Genomic DNA, 17,076 nt, shown 5'->3' with positions numbered 1-17,076 from the left:
GACGTCACTTCAAGGTCAAATAACTGACTTAGAGTCTTTCACAGTCAAACCCGTTTCACTGGTTTTATCCAGGAGCCGCGATGAAAGACAGCAAGTCATTGGTAGCAAAACCATCGACATTTCACCCATCCTCCCGCCGCGCAGCCGAGTCTGTCATCAAGCTCAACGCCCTCTGGCTCTCGGATATTCACCTGGGCAGCATTGACTGCAAGGCCGAATATCTGCTGCATTTCCTAAACAGCGTTCAGCCCAAGGTGCTGTATCTGGTGGGGGACATAGTCGATATCTGGGCCCTCAAACGCCGGGTATTCTGGCCCGAGAGTCACAACCAACTGCTGCAAAAACTGCTGCAAATGGCACAGAGCGGCATCAAGCTGGTGTATCTGCCCGGCAACCATGACGAGCTGTTTAAGGATTACCACCAGCTGCAACTCGCCGATGTCATTATCAGCAAAGAGTACAGACATCAAACCCTGAGCGGCAAAACCCTGCTGATGCTGCATGGCGATCAATTTGACTCCGAAGTCTGTATCGGCCGTATCACCGCCCGCCTCGGCGATCACCTCTACGATGTATTGATGTTTCTCAACCGCCAATTGCACAAGGTTCGCCGCCGTCTCGGTTATCCCTATTGGTCTTTGGCCGGCTTTATCAAGCAAAGAGTCGGCAAGGCCCAGCAAGCCATCAACAGTTTTCGCGAAGCCGTGGTGCGTTATGGCCGCAAGCAGAAGGTGGACGGCATCATCTGTGGCCATATTCACCAGCCGGAGCTCACGGAAATGAGCGGCTTTATCTATGCCAATGATGGTGACTGGGTAGAGAACTGCACTCTATTGACTGAAACCCTCGAGGGCGAGCTGCAACTCGAGCGCTGGAATGAACAACTGGGCCGGACCGAAGTACTGAAACGCTTCGCCTGGCAGGGACAAGAACAACAAGCTGCTTAAATCAGGTACCCCATTATGATGTTTACCGTCGATAAAGTCGTGGAATCCAATCTGCCCAATATCAACAGCAAGCCTTGGCTCGCCAAGCCAACCAAGGCCTTACTGCGTTATCTGCTCAATGAGCGGGAGTGCAATGATATCGCCGGCCAATTCAGTTTTCTCAAGGGCGTGGATTTTGTTGAACAAGTGCTGGAAAGCTTTGCCGTCAGCTATACGGTTCCGGACAGTGAGGTGGAAAACATTCCCCATCAGGGCCGGGTCGTTATCTTCGCTAATCATCCAATAGGTTCGCTGGATGCTCTGGTGCTGATAAAACTAATCAGCGAAGTCAGGCCTGACATTAAAGTGGTTGCCAACGAGCTGTTGATGACACTGACGCCACTGCACAACATCCTGCTGCCGGTTCGCAATATGACAGGCGGAACCCCCAGACAACACCTGGAGAAGATCCATCAACATCTGCGCAGTGAAGGCGCTGTGCTCATCTTTCCATCGGGTGAGGTATCCAGGCTCAGACCAAGCGGCATTCGCGATACCCAGTGGCAAACAGGCTTCCTGAAGATGGCTATCAACTGCAATGCGCCGCTGCTGCCCATGTATGTCGATGCCAAGAACTCGGCGACCTTTTACGGTGCTTCCATCTTGTATAAACCTTTGGCTACCCTGCTGTTGGTCAAGGAGATGTTTAAACAAGCCAGTAATACTCTGCCGGTGCGTATCGGCGAGCTTATCCCGGCCGAAGCGGTCAGCGGCAGTGACTTCCCGCTTAAAACCCGGGTCAGCCTGCTGAAGAACCACCTCTATCGCATAGGCAAGAACCGCAGCCCACTGTTCAACACCCAGAGCGCCATCGCCCATCCGGAAAAACGTCGTGAGTTGCAACAGGCTTTACTGCAGTGCGAACAGCTTGGTCAAACTCAGGATGACAAGCAGATTTTCCTCTATCGCCATCAGGGCAGCAGCCCAGTGATGCGGGAAATAGGTCGGCTGCGGGAGCTGGCTTTTCGCGCCGTGGGTGAAGGCACAGGAAAACGCAGAGACATAGACAAATACGACTCCAGTTATCTACACCTGGTACTCTGGGATCCCAAGGAGCTGGAGATAGTCGGCGCCTACCGTTTTGCCGAAGTCGCCCGCTTGCACAGTGCAGGTGAAAACCTCTACAGTGAGTCACTGTTTCACTATCAAACAGAATTTGCTCCCTATTTCGCCAAGGGCCTGGAACTCGGCCGCAGCTTTGTGCAACCTAAATATTGGGGAAAGCGCAGTCTCGATTATCTCTGGTACGGCATAGGTGCCTTTCTGGCTCGTCATCCCGGCTACCGCTACCTTTTCGGTCCGGTGACCATAAGCAATCAGTTGCCGGCACAGGCCAAGGAGATGTTGGTGCACTTCTACCTGCAGCAGTTTCCCTGTAAGACACAGCTGGCACAGTCTTTCACGCCTTTTGGTCTGCCTCCTGAGCGCCAGGCTGAACTGGATAAGCTCTATGTTGATTCAGATTACCAAGGCGCATTCAAATTGCTCAAGCAGACCCTTGCCAGTATGGGCGCCGCTGTGCCAACTCTCTACAAGCAATACGGCGAACTTTGCCAGCCTGATGGGGTGCGCTTTCTCGCCTTTGGAGTGGATGCCGACTTTGCCGACTGTATCGATGGTTTGGTGCTGGTGGACTTGGACAAGCTCAAGTTCAAGAAACGCAGCCGCTATATCGATTGTCATCTGCAAGAACTCAATCAGCAAGATGAGAACGCTCCGAGTTAGCATTATTGACAGGGCTCTGATATAACAAAGAAAAGGTTATGGAGGATCCCTATGCAGCTCTGCATCGCCGATATCATGATCACCCGGGTCGTTACAGTGGAAATGGACGACCGCCTGAGTGTGGCCAAAGAGATATTTCATCATGCAGGCTTTCATCATCTGCTGGTGGTGGATGATGAAGGCAAGCTGGAAGGCGTCTTGTCCGAGCGGGATCTGCTGCGGGCCTTAAGCCCCAATCTTGGCAGCGAAACGGCCACCAGCAGAGATCTGGAGACCCTCAATAAGCGGGTGCATCAAGTGATGAGCCGTAATCCTGTGACCGTTGCGCCGCATCTAGGCTTGGCTCAGGCATCCAGACTACTGCTGGAGAAAGATATAGGTTCACTGCCGGTACTGGAAAACGGTGAAATTGTCGGCATAGTAACCTGGAAGGATCTATTGCGAGCCTATTGCTGTTAACCACAATAGGCTCAGACTTCATAGGCCTGGGTGAAAGCTATCTCAGAGTTACCTCATCCAACTTACGGGCCTTTTCAGAGCTGAACTCCTCATTGAGCAACACACACTCACTGGCCTGCTTGATATAGTAACGTTTCCCCTGAGTATCCTTGAGCGGCTTGCTACTCAAACGCGCCATCAATAGCGGCTGCTTTTCCAGATCCCAACGATAAAAGGCAATTTGCTCTCCCTTGCTGGTGATCAAGTGACACTTCACCTCCTGCCGCTCGGCGGCATGAGTTGTCAAAACGATACCGGGCAAGATGAGCAACAAGCCATATTTGATTGATTTCATCATTTCCAACACTCCGCAGAGGCGCCGCCTTTAACCCCGGCGTCAGTCAAGGTCAGCGTCTTGCACTTGCTGTCACGACTGGCCTGTACCCCTTGCGCCGTTGCTGTCAGGGTAAAACTGCCGGTGCCGGTTGACGCTATGCTGTAGTGACCATTTTCAGTAATAAAGGGGCTGGCATTGAGCCCCAGTTTGGTCATATCCGTGGCGTAAGTGCGATTGTCCAAATAGTACTGCTCCTGCAGATTGGCCAGTCGCATCAAGGCTGCATGAGCCTCAGCCCTGGTACTCTTGGCAATGTACTGCACATAAGAGGGATAAGCGATCGCCGCCAGTATGCCGATAATGACCACAGTGATCATGACTTCAATCAGGGTAAAACCCGCTGCTTTTTTCATCTCTTATCCTACTCATTCACATGATAATAAATCTTGTTGGTACTCAGGCCTGTATCCAGCGCCACTGTACCGGAACAGTTTTCACCGGTTTCATCACACTCACCGCGACCAATAATCAAGGCAGCATCTGGATTGTCCGGATTATCCGGGTCATCTGGATCTTTGGGCGGGGTAATGATCTTGGGTGGCTGAGGAATACAATCCTCACACACTTCCAAAAACTCATAATTGTAACGCCCGCCTTTATGCAGGTCGAAACTGTACAAGCGTCCGGTCGAAGAGATGAGACAGCTATTTTCAGTTTCGGGTGTCGACTGTGCCGGTACAAAGGAGGTGAAGTAGACACGCCCTTTGATGATGGCCGAAGGTGACAGACTCTTCTCACCAATGACAGAGAAGTTATAGTACCAGCCCAGCTTGGTACCAAAGTCGATATTCTCACTGTCGCTGCTTGGCGCCGCCGATGTCACATTGTAAAGGTTGGCCAAAGTGATCGGGCTGGGCACTGTCGCACCTGAGCCGCCAAAAGTCTTGGTCACCACGTTGCGATCCTGCAGCACAAAGAACATATCTTCGGCATCGGTAGCCAGTGGCGATGCCCTGTTACCACTGCCGAGCGTGACGGCATCATAAGGTACGTTTTGATATGCCGTAGTAGTGCTGGTGTTACCGTCGGCATCTGTCGTTGTCACCCGGGTGACATTGGTAAATACCGTCTGAGCCACCACAGGCTCATAGAAGAAGCGGCGATCGGAAGATGCCAGCGCGCCGCCCACAGAGGCAAACTTGAAGCCACTCCAACTGGAGGTGTTTTCTGAAGGCATATCCATACGCCAGACATTACCACCAAGGTCTGCGGCATATAACCTGTCTGTAGCGCCATCGCTGTTGCTGTCGAGAGTGGCTATTGAACCGGCAATGCTGTGTTCTATGCCGGTCAACGCTGTGCCACCATCGACACCAAAGCTATGCTTGAGTACCCCGGTTTCGGCGTCAACCACGTACACATTGCGGCCATCTGAGTTGCTGCCTGTGTTGGCGTCATATCCCAGATTGTAACCACCGCCGAAGATCACTACAGGTTTATCTGAACCCGGCACCTTAGTCACAACCGGTGTCGACCAAGTCTGCCCCATATTGGCAAACCCGGCGCTATTGTTGTCAATCCGCCACATCATTCGAGGTGAATCCGGGGCGGTAACATCGAAGCCATAGTAAGAACTCCCGCCCCGGCGCATGCCGAAGAAGATCCAAGCCTTGGTAATGGCACCCGAGTCGTTGCGCTCCAAATAGGAAACCGGCGAGCCATCTATGCCATAAACACTGTGACCATTGGCATAGCTGTTATCTCTGAGTTCCTGCACATTACTGAGTAGCTCATAGGGCATAAAGGCCCAACTCTCTTCAACACTGCTACCCGTGTCTTTGAAGGCATGTAACATACCATGGTTGGTGCCAACGAAAATGCGCACATTGCTATTGCCATCGCCACCAAAATCAATGGCAAGCGGTTGCGAGTGCATGGGGTCACCCATTATATCGCCGCGAACCCCGTTGTAATCGTCAGAGGTAAACTCACCATTTTCATCTTTATCGACATTTTTGCCCTTGATCCACTCAAAGGCTTTTTCCAGCTCAGAGCTTTCTGTACCGGCGGCTACACTCATGTTCATATGAGTCAACAAGGCAAGGTCACCACCGGCATAGCTGGAAGCCTGATTCTTGCTCAGGGTCGCCAGGCCACCCCCTACCTTGATGTTACTGTAGAGAGTACGGCTGTCAGGTACTATGGTTCTGGCTGCACCGCCTTCCTGTACATCGTTGCCATCAGGGTCCGGAGAGCAGTGACTCCATAGACTACAAGCCGTGTCCGCAATACCACCCGAACTTGAGATAGCCGGTCTGTCGTTGGCATCTATCAGTACGCCAGAAGAGTTCACCTTCAACTTCTTCAGGTTACCGGCCCACTTGGGCCCTTGAGATGGGCTGAACAAGGCATAATAGGCAGAGTCAAGAGTACGGGTTGGGTCAGCATTACTGAAGGCTACCCCTGGCGCCGAAAACCTTTGTCCTTCGTCCGTGATACTGTCAAGCACATTGCTGAAGGCCTGCTGCAGATCGGCCACACTATTGGCAGCATGGTATTTGCCCTTTCCTCGTTTGGCTGTCTCTTCCAGCAAGGGCTCGGCCGCAGATCCCTCATCCAGCGCAAAACCTATGGTGTGAGTTACCACCCTTTGGAATTTCTCCGTGGCCGGCAAAATATCGTTGCGATACATGTAACTGGCCAGCGCCGGCAGATAGCTCTTCTTTTCTCTACCGTAATAATCTACTTCATAGGTGTATGGGCTGTAATTACCGTCGGAGTTCACCCCCGAAGCGCTTGTAATGGATTGAATCGCGGCATCGGCAGATGAGTCCAGCGTTGGCACCCCATCGGTAATATAGATGATATAAGCAATATCACTACAGACACTCATGGGAGACTTATAATTACCGCTATTCTCAATGGTCGTGTCATACATAGGCCTGTTGGCGGTATACTTTATCGAGCCACTGTTATAGTTCCTATCACTGTGGCCAAAGGTAATCGGGCCGCCGCTAAAGTACCGATAGGCTTCAAACAAAGTTTCACAAAGTGGAGTGTTGGTTTCGGCCGGCAGGTTTTCAACCGTACTGATCAGGGTTTCTTTCTCAGGCGCCGTGCGGCTACGAATACCGGCGACGATTCGGCCACCATCCCGATCCCCCTCATAGCGATAGTTCATATTGAATACCGCCAGGCCAAAATCAACCGTCGGCATCGAACTTATCACCCCGGCGATAGCTGTCTTGGCAATATCCAGTCTGCTGAGGTCTTGAGTATCATCCAAGTCGCCATTCTTATATAGGGTGTACCAACGCAGATAATTGTCAGTGTATAAGGTTACCAGCTCGCCTTGGTTAAAGCCCATGGATTGCGCGTTGCTGAGTGCATTTGCTTCATTGCTGTATGGAATATAGTTTTTACCCACTTTGACGCTATTCTGTGGATAGCCATCACCATAGGTAACCCCATCTACTGTGATACCGTTATTGCTTGGATTGGCGGCTTCAATATCTTCCCAACAGTCCACCGGGTTGTTCTTTTCGGCGCCACTGTTTTCTTTTATCTGCTGCCAGGTTCCCTTGGCATTACCGGAAAACACAAACTCTCGGATATAACCGGTAAAACGACCATAGCGATCCAAGGAGGTTTTAGCGACGGCGCAACCATTGAGAGCATCGTTGAAACGGCGCGATTCCGAAGGGCTGTCCGGCACAGGTAATGAACTTTCATCCATCCCGGAGCCGACGGTAAAGTAGATCATCCTTCCTTGATAGGAATTCGAGGAACCGACAGGGGGATACTCTTCGGTTGGATCATATCCTCCTGGCACTCCGGTTTCTATGGTATCCATGGATGCCGAATTATCAAAAATAATCAGCACCTTGGCTCGTCCCTGATTTGGCGGCGGGATCAAGTAAAGGTCTGTATCATCGGCCGAGACTTGCCCGGAAGAGCCAACCAGCACAAACAACAAACCGCATAAACACTTTTTGAGTTTCATGATCCGCTCCCGTTAAGCACTTCCTGCTCAACTCCTTCGATAACTGTCAGTTGCCCGAGGTTGTCCCGGCCGTACCTAACCTGGCTGGAAACCTCCACTCTTCGGCACTTGATAAGATCTGTACCGCTGGCATCCCTGCTACGCTGACAGGAAACATTCCTGGCATCCACAGTGCCATCACTCTTTAATGGCAGAGGCGTCAAAACCTGAGTGCCACCCGAATAGCTGTTGCCTGTATCTATCGCTGTCATTGTCGCCAATTCTGCTTGGCTCTTGGCATTCAATACCGCCTGCAAACCACCGTCGGCCAAGGCCTTGGCTTCCACCCGCTCGGCACCGGCGCCGGCCATACGCAGCGACTGACTGGAGTTAACTGCCAGAGCCACCCCAATCAGGGTCAGAATAATCAAGAGGATAAGTGCGAAGAATAGTACGACTCCCCGCTGTTGTCTTATTTTCATCTGCTTAGTTCCTAATCAACACAGGGTTTTCAAGTACCACTGTGGTCGAAACCACTTTCCGGCGGAAGTTATCGCCACCACCACTGATGGCTCTGTCGCCGGTTTTGTCGCCCAGTGAGTAAGTCGCATTATTGGTGTAACTATTGTCAGCATTGGGCGAACGCACCAATAAAAATATTCTCAAGGCCACTATTCGCTGGAACAACTGGTTGTCCCACATCAGATCCGTCACATTCTGTACCGGCATAAAGCTATCGGCCGTGTCATCACCGTTCTCGTCGAAACCATAGAGAATACGCATGTTTTCGATACCCTCGACCAAGGGCTCGTCTACGTTCATTCCGCTGGCAGAGAGTGATTTGCGGGTCAGAACCGGCACGCCGTTGTTGTCTTTAATAAAGTAGACATGGTGTTGGTATTCCCACACCCTCTGGTTTTCAAGGCCGGGATCTGTATCTTTAAAAAACACCGCCTGGCTGGCCGTTGCTGCCACCCGAAAACCACTGGTGGCTCCGGGAGGGCCTACCAGTCGTTTAATCTGAATCACATCTGTCCCTGTCATCGCTGAATTGACACAGCTCAGTGAGCCGGCACTCACCCCGGCCTCATACCCCCAAAGACGTCTGAAGTGGGCCGGTTGGCCATTGGGCAGAGTGGCATTGTTGAGCCCTTGTCCAATACAATCTGTCCCGACAGCATCATCGACCCGAGCGTTGGTACCCAGCACGAAATCTGTCCCTGTCATATCGCCAAAGAAGCCTACCTGACTCAGATCCGGCACCATGATGGCCAACGCAATACGGCCATTTTCCTGTAACTGATTGAACTGCCCTGTGGTAGTAACATTAGTGGCAGACATACTGAACATGGCGAACAATCCGAGCGCCAGAAACAGACTGATGACCATGGCCACCATGAGTTCTACCAGAGAAAAACCCGACTGCTTTGAATTTTTCACACTCACCGCCTTAACCTTGATTGATCACTGTCTTGAGGATAAAGATCCGCCGGCGCTTACCCAAGCTACTGCCGCAGTCAGTCGTTTCATAGGCGGTGCCGGCGGTTTCCTGAATGCCTCGCCATGCCATCACAATAGTGACATTGCTGCCATTGACATTCAGACAAGCGGTAGCACTGTCGAGGCCGCCGACATTCTGGCTGCCCACGGCTTCAGCGGCGCCGGTAAAGAGTTCTTGCCATTGGTAAAGATCCCAGGCCAGGGTCTCGGCAGCAGTGCAGGTCACCGTGGCGCCAAGGGCCACATCGCAGGATTTTGCAGGAGCACTTCCGCCCCCGGAATAGGGAGAGCCGTCGTCGTAATTATTCAGTACCGTGTTATTAAGCTTCATCCGATTGAGGATATCGTTGGCAAAGTACGCCGCCTGAGTCTGTTGAAATGATTCAAAGCTGGCGCGCTTTGCCACTATATGTAAATTAAATATCCCGATAAGCCCTATCACCAAAATGACGAGCGCTACCATAACCTCAATCAGAGAGAATCCCTCTCTCCGTTTTTTCATCTGTGTCAAATCTCCAGACAATGCCATGTTTTTGACAATAAATTCAGCCTATTAGTTCTTTAATATCTTATAGTTAGCTCAAGACCACAATAATACCTGTTAATGATAGTTGAGTCGAATGTAAATCTCCAGTAACAAAGAACGCTAATAAATTCAAGCCTTATAAGAGGTATTTTTTCCATAAAAAAAAGAGGCTTAGATAGCCTCTTCTTAAAATGCTTTTCACTTATATAAGCGCAATAAATCCGCGGCTTCTTACCTTAGCTCCACAGGAACGGCAAACACGGTATCTTCCTTGCGCCCTTCCACTTCGGTCACCACGCTTGGCGCCAGTTTGGCTATGGCCTCAACCACCTGCTGCACCAACACCTCAGGAGCAGAAGCCCCTGCAGTAACCGCAACCTTGCTGACGCCATCAAACCAATCCCGCTCAACATCATCGGCGTTATCCACCAAATAGGCCTGAGTGCCAGACTTGAGCGCCAATTCGCGCAGTCTGTTGGAGTTGGAGCTGTTTTTGGAGCCAACCACTATCAACAAGTCTACATCCTGGGCCATCTTACGTACCGCATCCTGGCGATTTTGAGTCGCGTAGCAGATATCGTCTTTACGAGGACCTTCAATCGAAGGGAACCGCTTCTGCAGCGCAGCAATAATATCCAGGGTATCATCCACCGACAGCGTGGTTTGGGTGACAAAGCAGAGATTGTCCGGCTCTTTCACCTGCAATGCATCCACGTCGGCCGGAGACTCAATGAGATAGACTCCCCCTTCAGGGTTATCGTACTGCCCCATGGTGCCTTCCACTTCGGGATGACCGGCATGACCGATAAGAATGCACTCAATCCCCTTACGACTGGCGCGGGTGACCTGCAGATGTACCTTGGTCACCAAAGGACAAGTGGCATCAAACACCTTAAGACCGCGACGCTTGGCCTCATTGCGCACCGCCTGTGACACCCCATGGGCACTGAAAATCACTATGCTGTTGTCGGGTACCTGATCCAGTTCGTCGACAAAAATCGCCCCGCGCTGCTTGAGATCTTCAACCACATAACGGTTATGCACCACTTCATGGCGCACATAGATAGGCGGGGAAAAGAGTTCCAGCGCTCGTTCCACTATGCTGATGGCCCGGTCGACACCGGCACAGAAGCCTCTGGGATTGGCCAGCAATATGTTAAGACCGGTAGATTTTGCTACTGACATATCAAAGCTCCTGCAATACTTCCAGTTCAAATGTCACCTGATGGCCCGCCAGCGGATGGTTCAGATCGACTGTGACAGAATCACCGGCTATCTCCCTGACAATTCCAGGTATTTCACTGCCACCTGGGCCAGCAAAACTGACGATAACACCGGGTTCCAGCGTCATATCTGCCGGGAATCGGCTGCGATCCAAGTGATGAATGGCATCGGGATTGGACTCGCCGAAAGCATCGGCAGGGGCCAAGGTAAAGCTGTGATTGTCGCCGGTTTTCAGCTTTAGAAGCTCAGCCTCAAACGCCGGGCTCAGACTACCGTCACCGATATTGAGCCGGGCGGGTTTACCGGAGGCTTTGGTGCTGTCGGCGGTCGAGCCGTCTTCCAGCAGTATATTCAGGTGACACAAGAGGGATTTCACATCAGACATCTGTGTTACTCCTTGGCTTCATTCTGCTTGGCAGCGGCCTTGTCACCGCCAAAAAATGAATCCCAGATGATCAGGACTGCGCCAACACAGATAGCCGAGTCAGCGATATTGAATGCCGGGTAGTGACTGGTTTTCCAGTAGAAATCGAGGAAGTCCACCACAAAACCGTGCATCAGGCGATCGACAAGATTTCCCAGCGCGCCGCCTATTACCAGAGTGTAAGCCAGGTTGAGGCGCCACAAGCCGGCCGATTGCCGTCTAAGCCAAACGGTCAGCAACACACTGAAACCGACAGCGACGGCGGTAAATAACCAACGCTGCCAGCCACCGGCATCACTGAGGAAGCTGAAGGCGGCGCCGTAGTTGCGCACATAGGTCAGATTAAAGAAAGGCAACAGCTGCACCGACTCATACAGCTTGAAGTTACCCAATACCCACTGTTTGGACAGCTGGTCAGCCAAAAAAGCCAACACAGCCACCCAATACCAGCGCAGGCCACTTTGTTTCCAGTCTGCGGGCATGTTTATTATCCTCAGGCGAACAGGCGTTGTTCACCTTCTCCTTCGATATTGGTCACACAGCGGCCACACAGCAGTGGATGCTCGGCGATCTGGCCAACGTCTTCTCTGTGGTGCCAGCAGCGGTCACACTTGGCCGCTTCGGACTTGGCGACGCTGAGCTTAAGTGATGCCAGCTCAGTTTCACGGGCATCGGCAGGCGCATCGGCAAGCGGCTTAACCACGGCTTTGGAGGTCAGCAGCACAAAGCGCAGCTCGTCACCCAGTTTGGCCAGAGCTTCGGTCAGCGCCGCATCGGCAAACAGAGTTACCTCGGCTTCCAGCGCGCCGCCGATCAGTTTATCGCGGCGGCCCTGCTCCAGTGCCTTGTTGACTTCATCACGAACCTGCAGCAACTGTGCCCAGTATTCATCACTCAGATCTGAGTCCAGCTGCACGGCCTTGAGGCCCTGGTACCATTCCTGAGTAAACACATAGGCGTCACGTTTACCCGGCAGCAACTGCCAGATTTCATCGGCAGTGAAGCTGAGGATAGGGGCAACCCAACGCACCATGGCTTCGGCAATCAGATACAGAGCCGACTGACAGCTGCGACGGGCGTGACCATCACGCTTGGCGGTGTACTGCCTGTCCTTGATGATATCCAGATAGAAGCTGCCCAATTCAACCGAGCAGAATTGCATCAGCTTCTGGGTCACTATGTGGAAGTTGTAAGCATCATAGGCTTCCAACAACTCTTCCTGCAGCTTGGCGGCGCGGCGCACCACCCAGCGATCCAGCGCCACCATGTCTTCGATGGCGATCATGTCTGTCTCTGGCTCAAAACCGCTCAGGTTGGCCAACAGGAAGCGGGCGGTGTTACGGATACGGCGATAAGCATCGGCGCTACGGTTGAGGATCTCATCGGATACCGTCATTTCACCGCTGTAGTCGGTAGAAGCCACCCACAGACGCAGAATATCGGCGCCCAGTTTGTTGGTTACCTGCTGTGGTGCAATCACGTTGCCGATGGACTTGGACATCTTGCGGCCCTTGCCATCCACGGTAAAGCCGTGAGTCAATACCTGCTTGTAAGGAGCCTTGCCGTTCATGGCAGTTGAAATCATCAGTGATGACATGAACCAACCACGGTGCTGATCAGAGCCTTCCAGATAGAGGTCAATTCCCTGCCCCTGGAATTCAGGGCGGGCAGCAACCACTGATGAGAAGGTAGAACCTGAGTCATACCAAACATCCAGAGTGTCGGTCACCTTGCGGTACTGAGCCGCATCTTCACCCAGGAGCTCAGACTCATCCAGATCCCACCAGGCTTGAATGCCCTGCTGCTCAATGCGATGAGCAACACGCTCCATCAAGGCCACGCTATCTGGATGCAGCTCTTCGGTTTCCTTGTGAACAAACAGAGTGATAGGTACGCCCCAGGTACGCTGGCGCGAGATACACCAGTCAGGACGGTTCTCGACCATCTTCTCAATCCGGCTCTGTCCCCAATCAGGGATCCACTGGGTTTGCTCGATTTCACCCATGGCTTGAGCACGCAGCCCTTTGTTATCCATGGAGATAAACCACTGCGGTGTGGCGCGGAAGATAATAGGTGTCTTGTGGCGCCAGCAGTGTGGATAGCTGTGACGATAGGCTTCACGGTGCAGCAAGGCATCTTTTTCCTGCAGCAGCGCCACAATTTCATCATTGGCCTTGAACACGTGTTTGCCGGCAAACAGCGGGGTATCCGCCTTGTAAACGCCGTTATCACCCACAGGATTAGCCACTTCCAGACCGTACTTCTGGCCAACCACAAAGTCGTCCTGACCGTGTCCAGGTGCTGTGTGTACCACACCGGTACCGGATTCGGTGGTCACATGATCGCCAAGAATCGCCGGCACACTGAAATCATAGAAAGGGTGCTGGAACTGCATCAACTCAAGCTCGGCACCTTTGGCACGACCAAGGATCTGATGGCTCTTGACGCCATAACGGGTGATACAGCTTTCCACCAGGGCTTCCGCCAGAATAACAGCTTGCTTGGCGCCGTCTTCAGACTCAATCTCCACCAGCACATAGTCCAAATCCGGGCTCAGAGACAGCGCGCGGTTGGCAGGTAAGGTCCAGGGAGTGGTAGTCCAGATAACCATGGAAACTGGCGCTTGATACTCAGTAACCCCGAAAACGGCCAAAACTTTAGTCTTGTCCACAGCGGTAAAAGCCACGTCTATAGCCGGTGAAGTCTTGTCTTCATATTCCACTTCGGCTTCGGCCAGGGCAGAACCACAGTCGGTACACCAATGCACCGGCTTAACCCCTTTGTGTAGGTGGCCGTTGTCAATCACTTTGGCCAATGAGCGAATGATGTTGGCCTCAGTGCTGAAATCCATGGTCAGGTAAGGTTTAAACCAGTCACCGAGCACGCCGAGACGGATAAAGTCATTGCGCTGGCCATCCACCTGTTTGGCGGCATACTTACGGCACTCGTCACGAAACTCGGCAGCAGAGATTTTCTGCCCTGGCTTACCGACTTTCTGTTCTACCTTAAGTTCAATCGGCAGACCATGGCAGTCCCAACCTGGCACGTAAGGCGCATCAAATCCTGACAAGGTCTTGGACTTGATAATAATATCTTTGAGGATCTTGTTAACTGAGTGACCAATATGAATATCGCCATTCGCATATGGAGGGCCATCGTGCAGAATGAACAGCTTGCGGCCAATACGGCTATCACGGATCTGTTGGTACAGATTATCCTCGGTCCAGCGTTTCAACATCTCTGGCTCGCGATTTGCCAAATTACCACGCATCGGAAACTCGGTTTCCGGCAAATTCAAAGTTGATTTATAGTCGCTCATTGATCCTATACCATTAATTTAGCTAAGAGAGCTCAGCCTGCTTCATTGCTGAGTAAGGCGCGAGCCTCATCAGCGTCATTCATTATTTGTTTCTTAAGTGCCTCAAGGGACTCGAACGGTTTCTCGTCACGGATCTTGGCCACTAATTCCACTTCTACTTTACGCCCGTAGAGGTCACCTTCAAAGTCAAACAGGTGCACTTCCAACTGGCAGTTTTGTCCCTGAACCGTGGGTCGAAACCCCACATTGGCAACACCATCGTATTGCTCACTGCCATCCCACCAGAGCCTGACCGCAAATACGCCCCTCACAGGAACCACCTTGCGCTTCATGGCGATATTGGCAGTGGGGAACCCCAGCGTCCGGCCCAGCTTTTTCCCATGGGCCACCTTACCACTGAGAGTATAGGGATGTCCCAATAAACGTCTGGCCTGCTCAAGATTGCCCTTGGCCAGCGCATCTCTGACCATGGTGGAACTGACCCTGTGATCGCCAACCAAAAAGCTTTGGGTACTGACTACCGCAAAACCGTGCTGTTCACCGGCAGAGCGAAGCAGCTCAAAATTGCCCTGACGAGCCCGTCCGAAACAGAAATCGTCACCGACCACCAGATACTTGACCCCAAGTTTACGCACCAGCAGCTCTTCGACAAACTCCTTGGCCGGCATTTGGGCAAACTTTTGATTGAAATTGACACACACAAGCCTGTCTATTCCAAGTTCAGCAAGCAGCTTGACCTTGTCGCGAAGCAGGCTCAAGCGCGCAGGGGCATCCTGGCCGCGAAACAGTTCCTGCGGTTGCGGCTCAAATGTCATCAGGGTGGCCGGTAAACCAAAGTGACGTGCCTTCTTGACCAGATTGGCTATCACTTCGGCATGGCCCCTGTGCACGCCATCGAAGTTACCTATGGTCAGCACACAACCGCGATGGGCCGGCAATATATTGTGTATTCCGCGAATCAGTTCCATGAAATCAACGACCGCTCAAACGTAAATTGGCGGATTATATAACAGCTCGGCAGCAGAATCAGCCCTCAGTTCCGGGCTTTGAGCCGCCATGGACGGATCCCAAGCAGCACCAGTGTAATAAAATACCCCAGAGCGCCACCTAAGATCAGGGCAAACAAATGGCTGATTCGCTCAACAAACGACCAGCCAAGCCATTGCGCCTGCTCTGGAGAAAAGTAGAGCAATAGGGCCACCATCACGACAGTAGCAAGTAATGCCTTGATAAAAAAGATGATTGTTTGTTTGCTGACTCGATAAACACCGGCCAGATGCAAACCGCGATATAACAGGGAAGCGTTGAGTAAAGCAGACAGAGAAGTGGCGATCGCCAGCCCCACATATCCAAATGGCACGGCAAAAATAATATTGAAACCCATGTTGCTAACCATAGCAATGATGCCATAACGCACAGGTGTCTTGGTGTCCTGACGGGCATAATATCCGGGCGCCAGTACCTTGATCAGCATAAAACTCAACAAACCTGTGCCGTAGGCCACCAGAGAATAGGAAGCCATTTCCACGTCACTGATGCTAAAGGCGCCACGCATAAAAAGCACCATCAACATCGGCTGAGCCAATACAATCAGCCCCATCATGGCCGGTAAACCCAGCAGCATAATGGCACGAATCCCCCAATCCATGGTGCGACCAAAGCCCTCACCCTCGGCATTGACATGGTTTTTGGATAGAGCAGGTAAAATAACAGTGGCAATGGCAATACCAAATAATCCCAGCGGAAACTCCAACAAACGGTCTGAATAATAGAGCCAACTGATAGAACCTGTGACCAGGAAACTGGCAATAAAGGTATCCAGCATCAGGTTAATTTGCGACACAGATACCCCAAACAGTGCCGGGATCATCAGAGTACGGATTTTGACCACTCCCGGATGATTCCAGCCCCATGAGGGCCGAACCAGGGCTTTTTCCTGCAGCAGAAAAGGAATTTGAAACAAAAACTGAATCACACCACCAAAGAACACCCCCCAGGCCAAACCTATTTCAGGCTTATCCAGGGTGGGGCTCAACCATAGGGCAGCGGCGATAATGGCAACATTGAGAAATACCGGGGTAAAGGCTGAAACGGCAAAGCGGCCCCGGGTATTGAGAATCGAGCCGGCCAAGGCGGTGAAAGTGATAAACCATAGATAGGGAAAGGTGATCTTCAGCATTAACGAGGCCAGTTCAAACTTGGCACCGTCAGGCTCGTCATTGACCCAGGCCATAAACCAGCCGGCTCCGAACAAAGCGGTCAATATTGGCGAAGCCAGAACCCCAATCAGGGTCACTACTGTTACCAATAACCCCAAGGTACCGGCAACCTTTGATAATAACAGTTTGACCTCTTCGCTGGACTCTTTCTCCTGATATTGAGTCAATACAGGTACAAAAGCCTGAGCAAAGGCACCTTCAGCAAACAAGCGCCGCAAAAAGTTAGGGATCTTGTTGGCAAAAAAGAACACATCGGCACTGCTGCCCGCGCCCATCAAGTTGGCGACTACCACATCCCGTACTAATCCCAGCACACGAGAAATCAAGGTCATGACGCTGACAATGGCGCCGGACCGTACCAATTTTTTGCTCAAATATTCCCCCAGAAGACTCAAG

The 17,076-nt window shown here is 52.0% G+C and carries 15 protein-coding genes; 3 read left to right on the top strand and 12 right to left on the bottom strand.

Annotation, left to right across the window (positions count from 1 at the left end):
* The first annotated feature begins 80 nt into the window (after positions 1-80).
* The 3 genes from HCX89_RS04210 to HCX89_RS04200 are packed head-to-tail and all read left to right on the top strand — an operon-like array spanning position 81 to position 3,170.
* On the top strand, positions 81-947 hold the full coding sequence (locus HCX89_RS04210) for a UDP-2,3-diacylglucosamine diphosphatase (protein ID WP_052658119.1): 867 nt from the start codon (positions 81-83) through the stop codon (positions 945-947).
* Positions 948-962: 15 nt separating this feature from the next.
* Positions 963-2,711: a lysophospholipid acyltransferase family protein gene (locus HCX89_RS04205; protein WP_082050225.1), complete on the top strand. Its 1,749-nt coding sequence runs from the start codon at positions 963-965 to the stop codon at positions 2,709-2,711.
* Positions 2,712-2,762: 51 nt separating this feature from the next.
* Positions 2,763-3,170, top strand: coding sequence for a CBS domain-containing protein (locus tag HCX89_RS04200; RefSeq protein WP_025011917.1), 408 nt, complete (start codon positions 2,763-2,765; stop codon positions 3,168-3,170).
* A gap of 37 nt (positions 3,171-3,207) precedes the next feature.
* On the opposite strand, the gene HCX89_RS04195 is transcribed toward HCX89_RS04200, so the two are convergent.
* From HCX89_RS04195 to murJ, 12 genes are all read right to left on the bottom strand, one after another.
* Positions 3,208-3,507, bottom strand: coding sequence for a TapY2 family type IVa secretion system protein (locus HCX89_RS04195; RefSeq protein WP_141250864.1), 300 nt, complete (start codon positions 3,505-3,507; stop codon positions 3,208-3,210).
* Positions 3,504-3,899, bottom strand: a complete 396-nt coding sequence (locus HCX89_RS04190; protein ID WP_028779812.1) for a type IV pilin protein — start codon at positions 3,897-3,899, stop codon at positions 3,504-3,506. The genes HCX89_RS04195 and HCX89_RS04190 overlap by 4 nt, the downstream gene beginning before the upstream one ends.
* A gap of 8 nt (positions 3,900-3,907) precedes the next feature.
* Positions 3,908-7,489 (bottom strand): pilus assembly protein, encoded by a 3,582-nt coding sequence (locus HCX89_RS04185; protein WP_167715189.1) that lies wholly within the window; start codon positions 7,487-7,489, stop codon positions 3,908-3,910.
* Entirely contained in the window at positions 7,486-7,944 is a 459-nt protein-coding gene (locus tag HCX89_RS04180; protein WP_044735902.1) for a PilX N-terminal domain-containing pilus assembly protein, read from the bottom strand. Before HCX89_RS04180 ends, HCX89_RS04185 begins: the two co-directional genes overlap by 4 nt.
* Before the next feature lie 10 nt (positions 7,945-7,954).
* Positions 7,955-8,908: a PilW family protein gene (locus HCX89_RS04175; RefSeq protein WP_096140792.1), complete on the bottom strand. Its 954-nt coding sequence runs from the start codon at positions 8,906-8,908 to the stop codon at positions 7,955-7,957.
* Positions 8,909-8,918: 10 nt separating this feature from the next.
* On the bottom strand, positions 8,919-9,470 hold the full coding sequence (pilV, locus tag HCX89_RS04170; RefSeq protein ID WP_167715187.1) for a type IV pilus modification protein PilV: 552 nt from the start codon (positions 9,468-9,470) through the stop codon (positions 8,919-8,921).
* A 255-nt stretch (positions 9,471-9,725) separates the two neighbouring features.
* Complete coding sequence (gene ispH, locus HCX89_RS04165; protein WP_025011913.1) at positions 9,726-10,679, bottom strand: 4-hydroxy-3-methylbut-2-enyl diphosphate reductase; 954 nt, start codon at positions 10,677-10,679, stop codon at positions 9,726-9,728.
* A 1-nt stretch (position 10,680) separates the two neighbouring features.
* Entirely contained in the window at positions 10,681-11,103 is a 423-nt protein-coding gene (gene fkpB / locus HCX89_RS04160; protein ID WP_025887209.1) for an FKBP-type peptidyl-prolyl cis-trans isomerase, read from the bottom strand.
* A 5-nt stretch (positions 11,104-11,108) separates the two neighbouring features.
* The gene (gene lspA, locus HCX89_RS04155) at positions 11,109-11,624 is read right to left on the bottom strand and encodes a signal peptidase II (protein WP_025011911.1); all 516 of its coding nucleotides are present in this window, start codon (positions 11,622-11,624) and stop codon (positions 11,109-11,111) included.
* Between the two features lie 11 nt (positions 11,625-11,635).
* Positions 11,636-14,461, bottom strand: a complete 2,826-nt coding sequence (ileS, locus tag HCX89_RS04150; RefSeq protein WP_167715185.1) for an isoleucine--tRNA ligase — start codon at positions 14,459-14,461, stop codon at positions 11,636-11,638.
* 32 nt (positions 14,462-14,493) lie between these two features.
* The gene (gene ribF, locus HCX89_RS04145; protein WP_044734928.1) at positions 14,494-15,429 is read right to left on the bottom strand and encodes a bifunctional riboflavin kinase/FAD synthetase; all 936 of its coding nucleotides are present in this window, start codon (positions 15,427-15,429) and stop codon (positions 14,494-14,496) included.
* Between the two features lie 65 nt (positions 15,430-15,494).
* Positions 15,495-17,054: a murein biosynthesis integral membrane protein MurJ gene (gene murJ / locus HCX89_RS04140; protein WP_144220823.1), complete on the bottom strand. Its 1,560-nt coding sequence runs from the start codon at positions 17,052-17,054 to the stop codon at positions 15,495-15,497.
* Positions 17,055-17,076 lie beyond the last annotated feature (22 nt).

It is taken from the genome of Shewanella sp. Iso12 (genome assembly GCF_012030025.1).
In the GTDB taxonomy this organism is placed as follows: Bacteria; Pseudomonadota; Gammaproteobacteria; order Enterobacterales; family Shewanellaceae; genus Shewanella; species Shewanella algae.
Note: the sequence above shows the minus strand (reverse complement) of the source record. Positions and strands in the feature narration are given on the sequence as shown.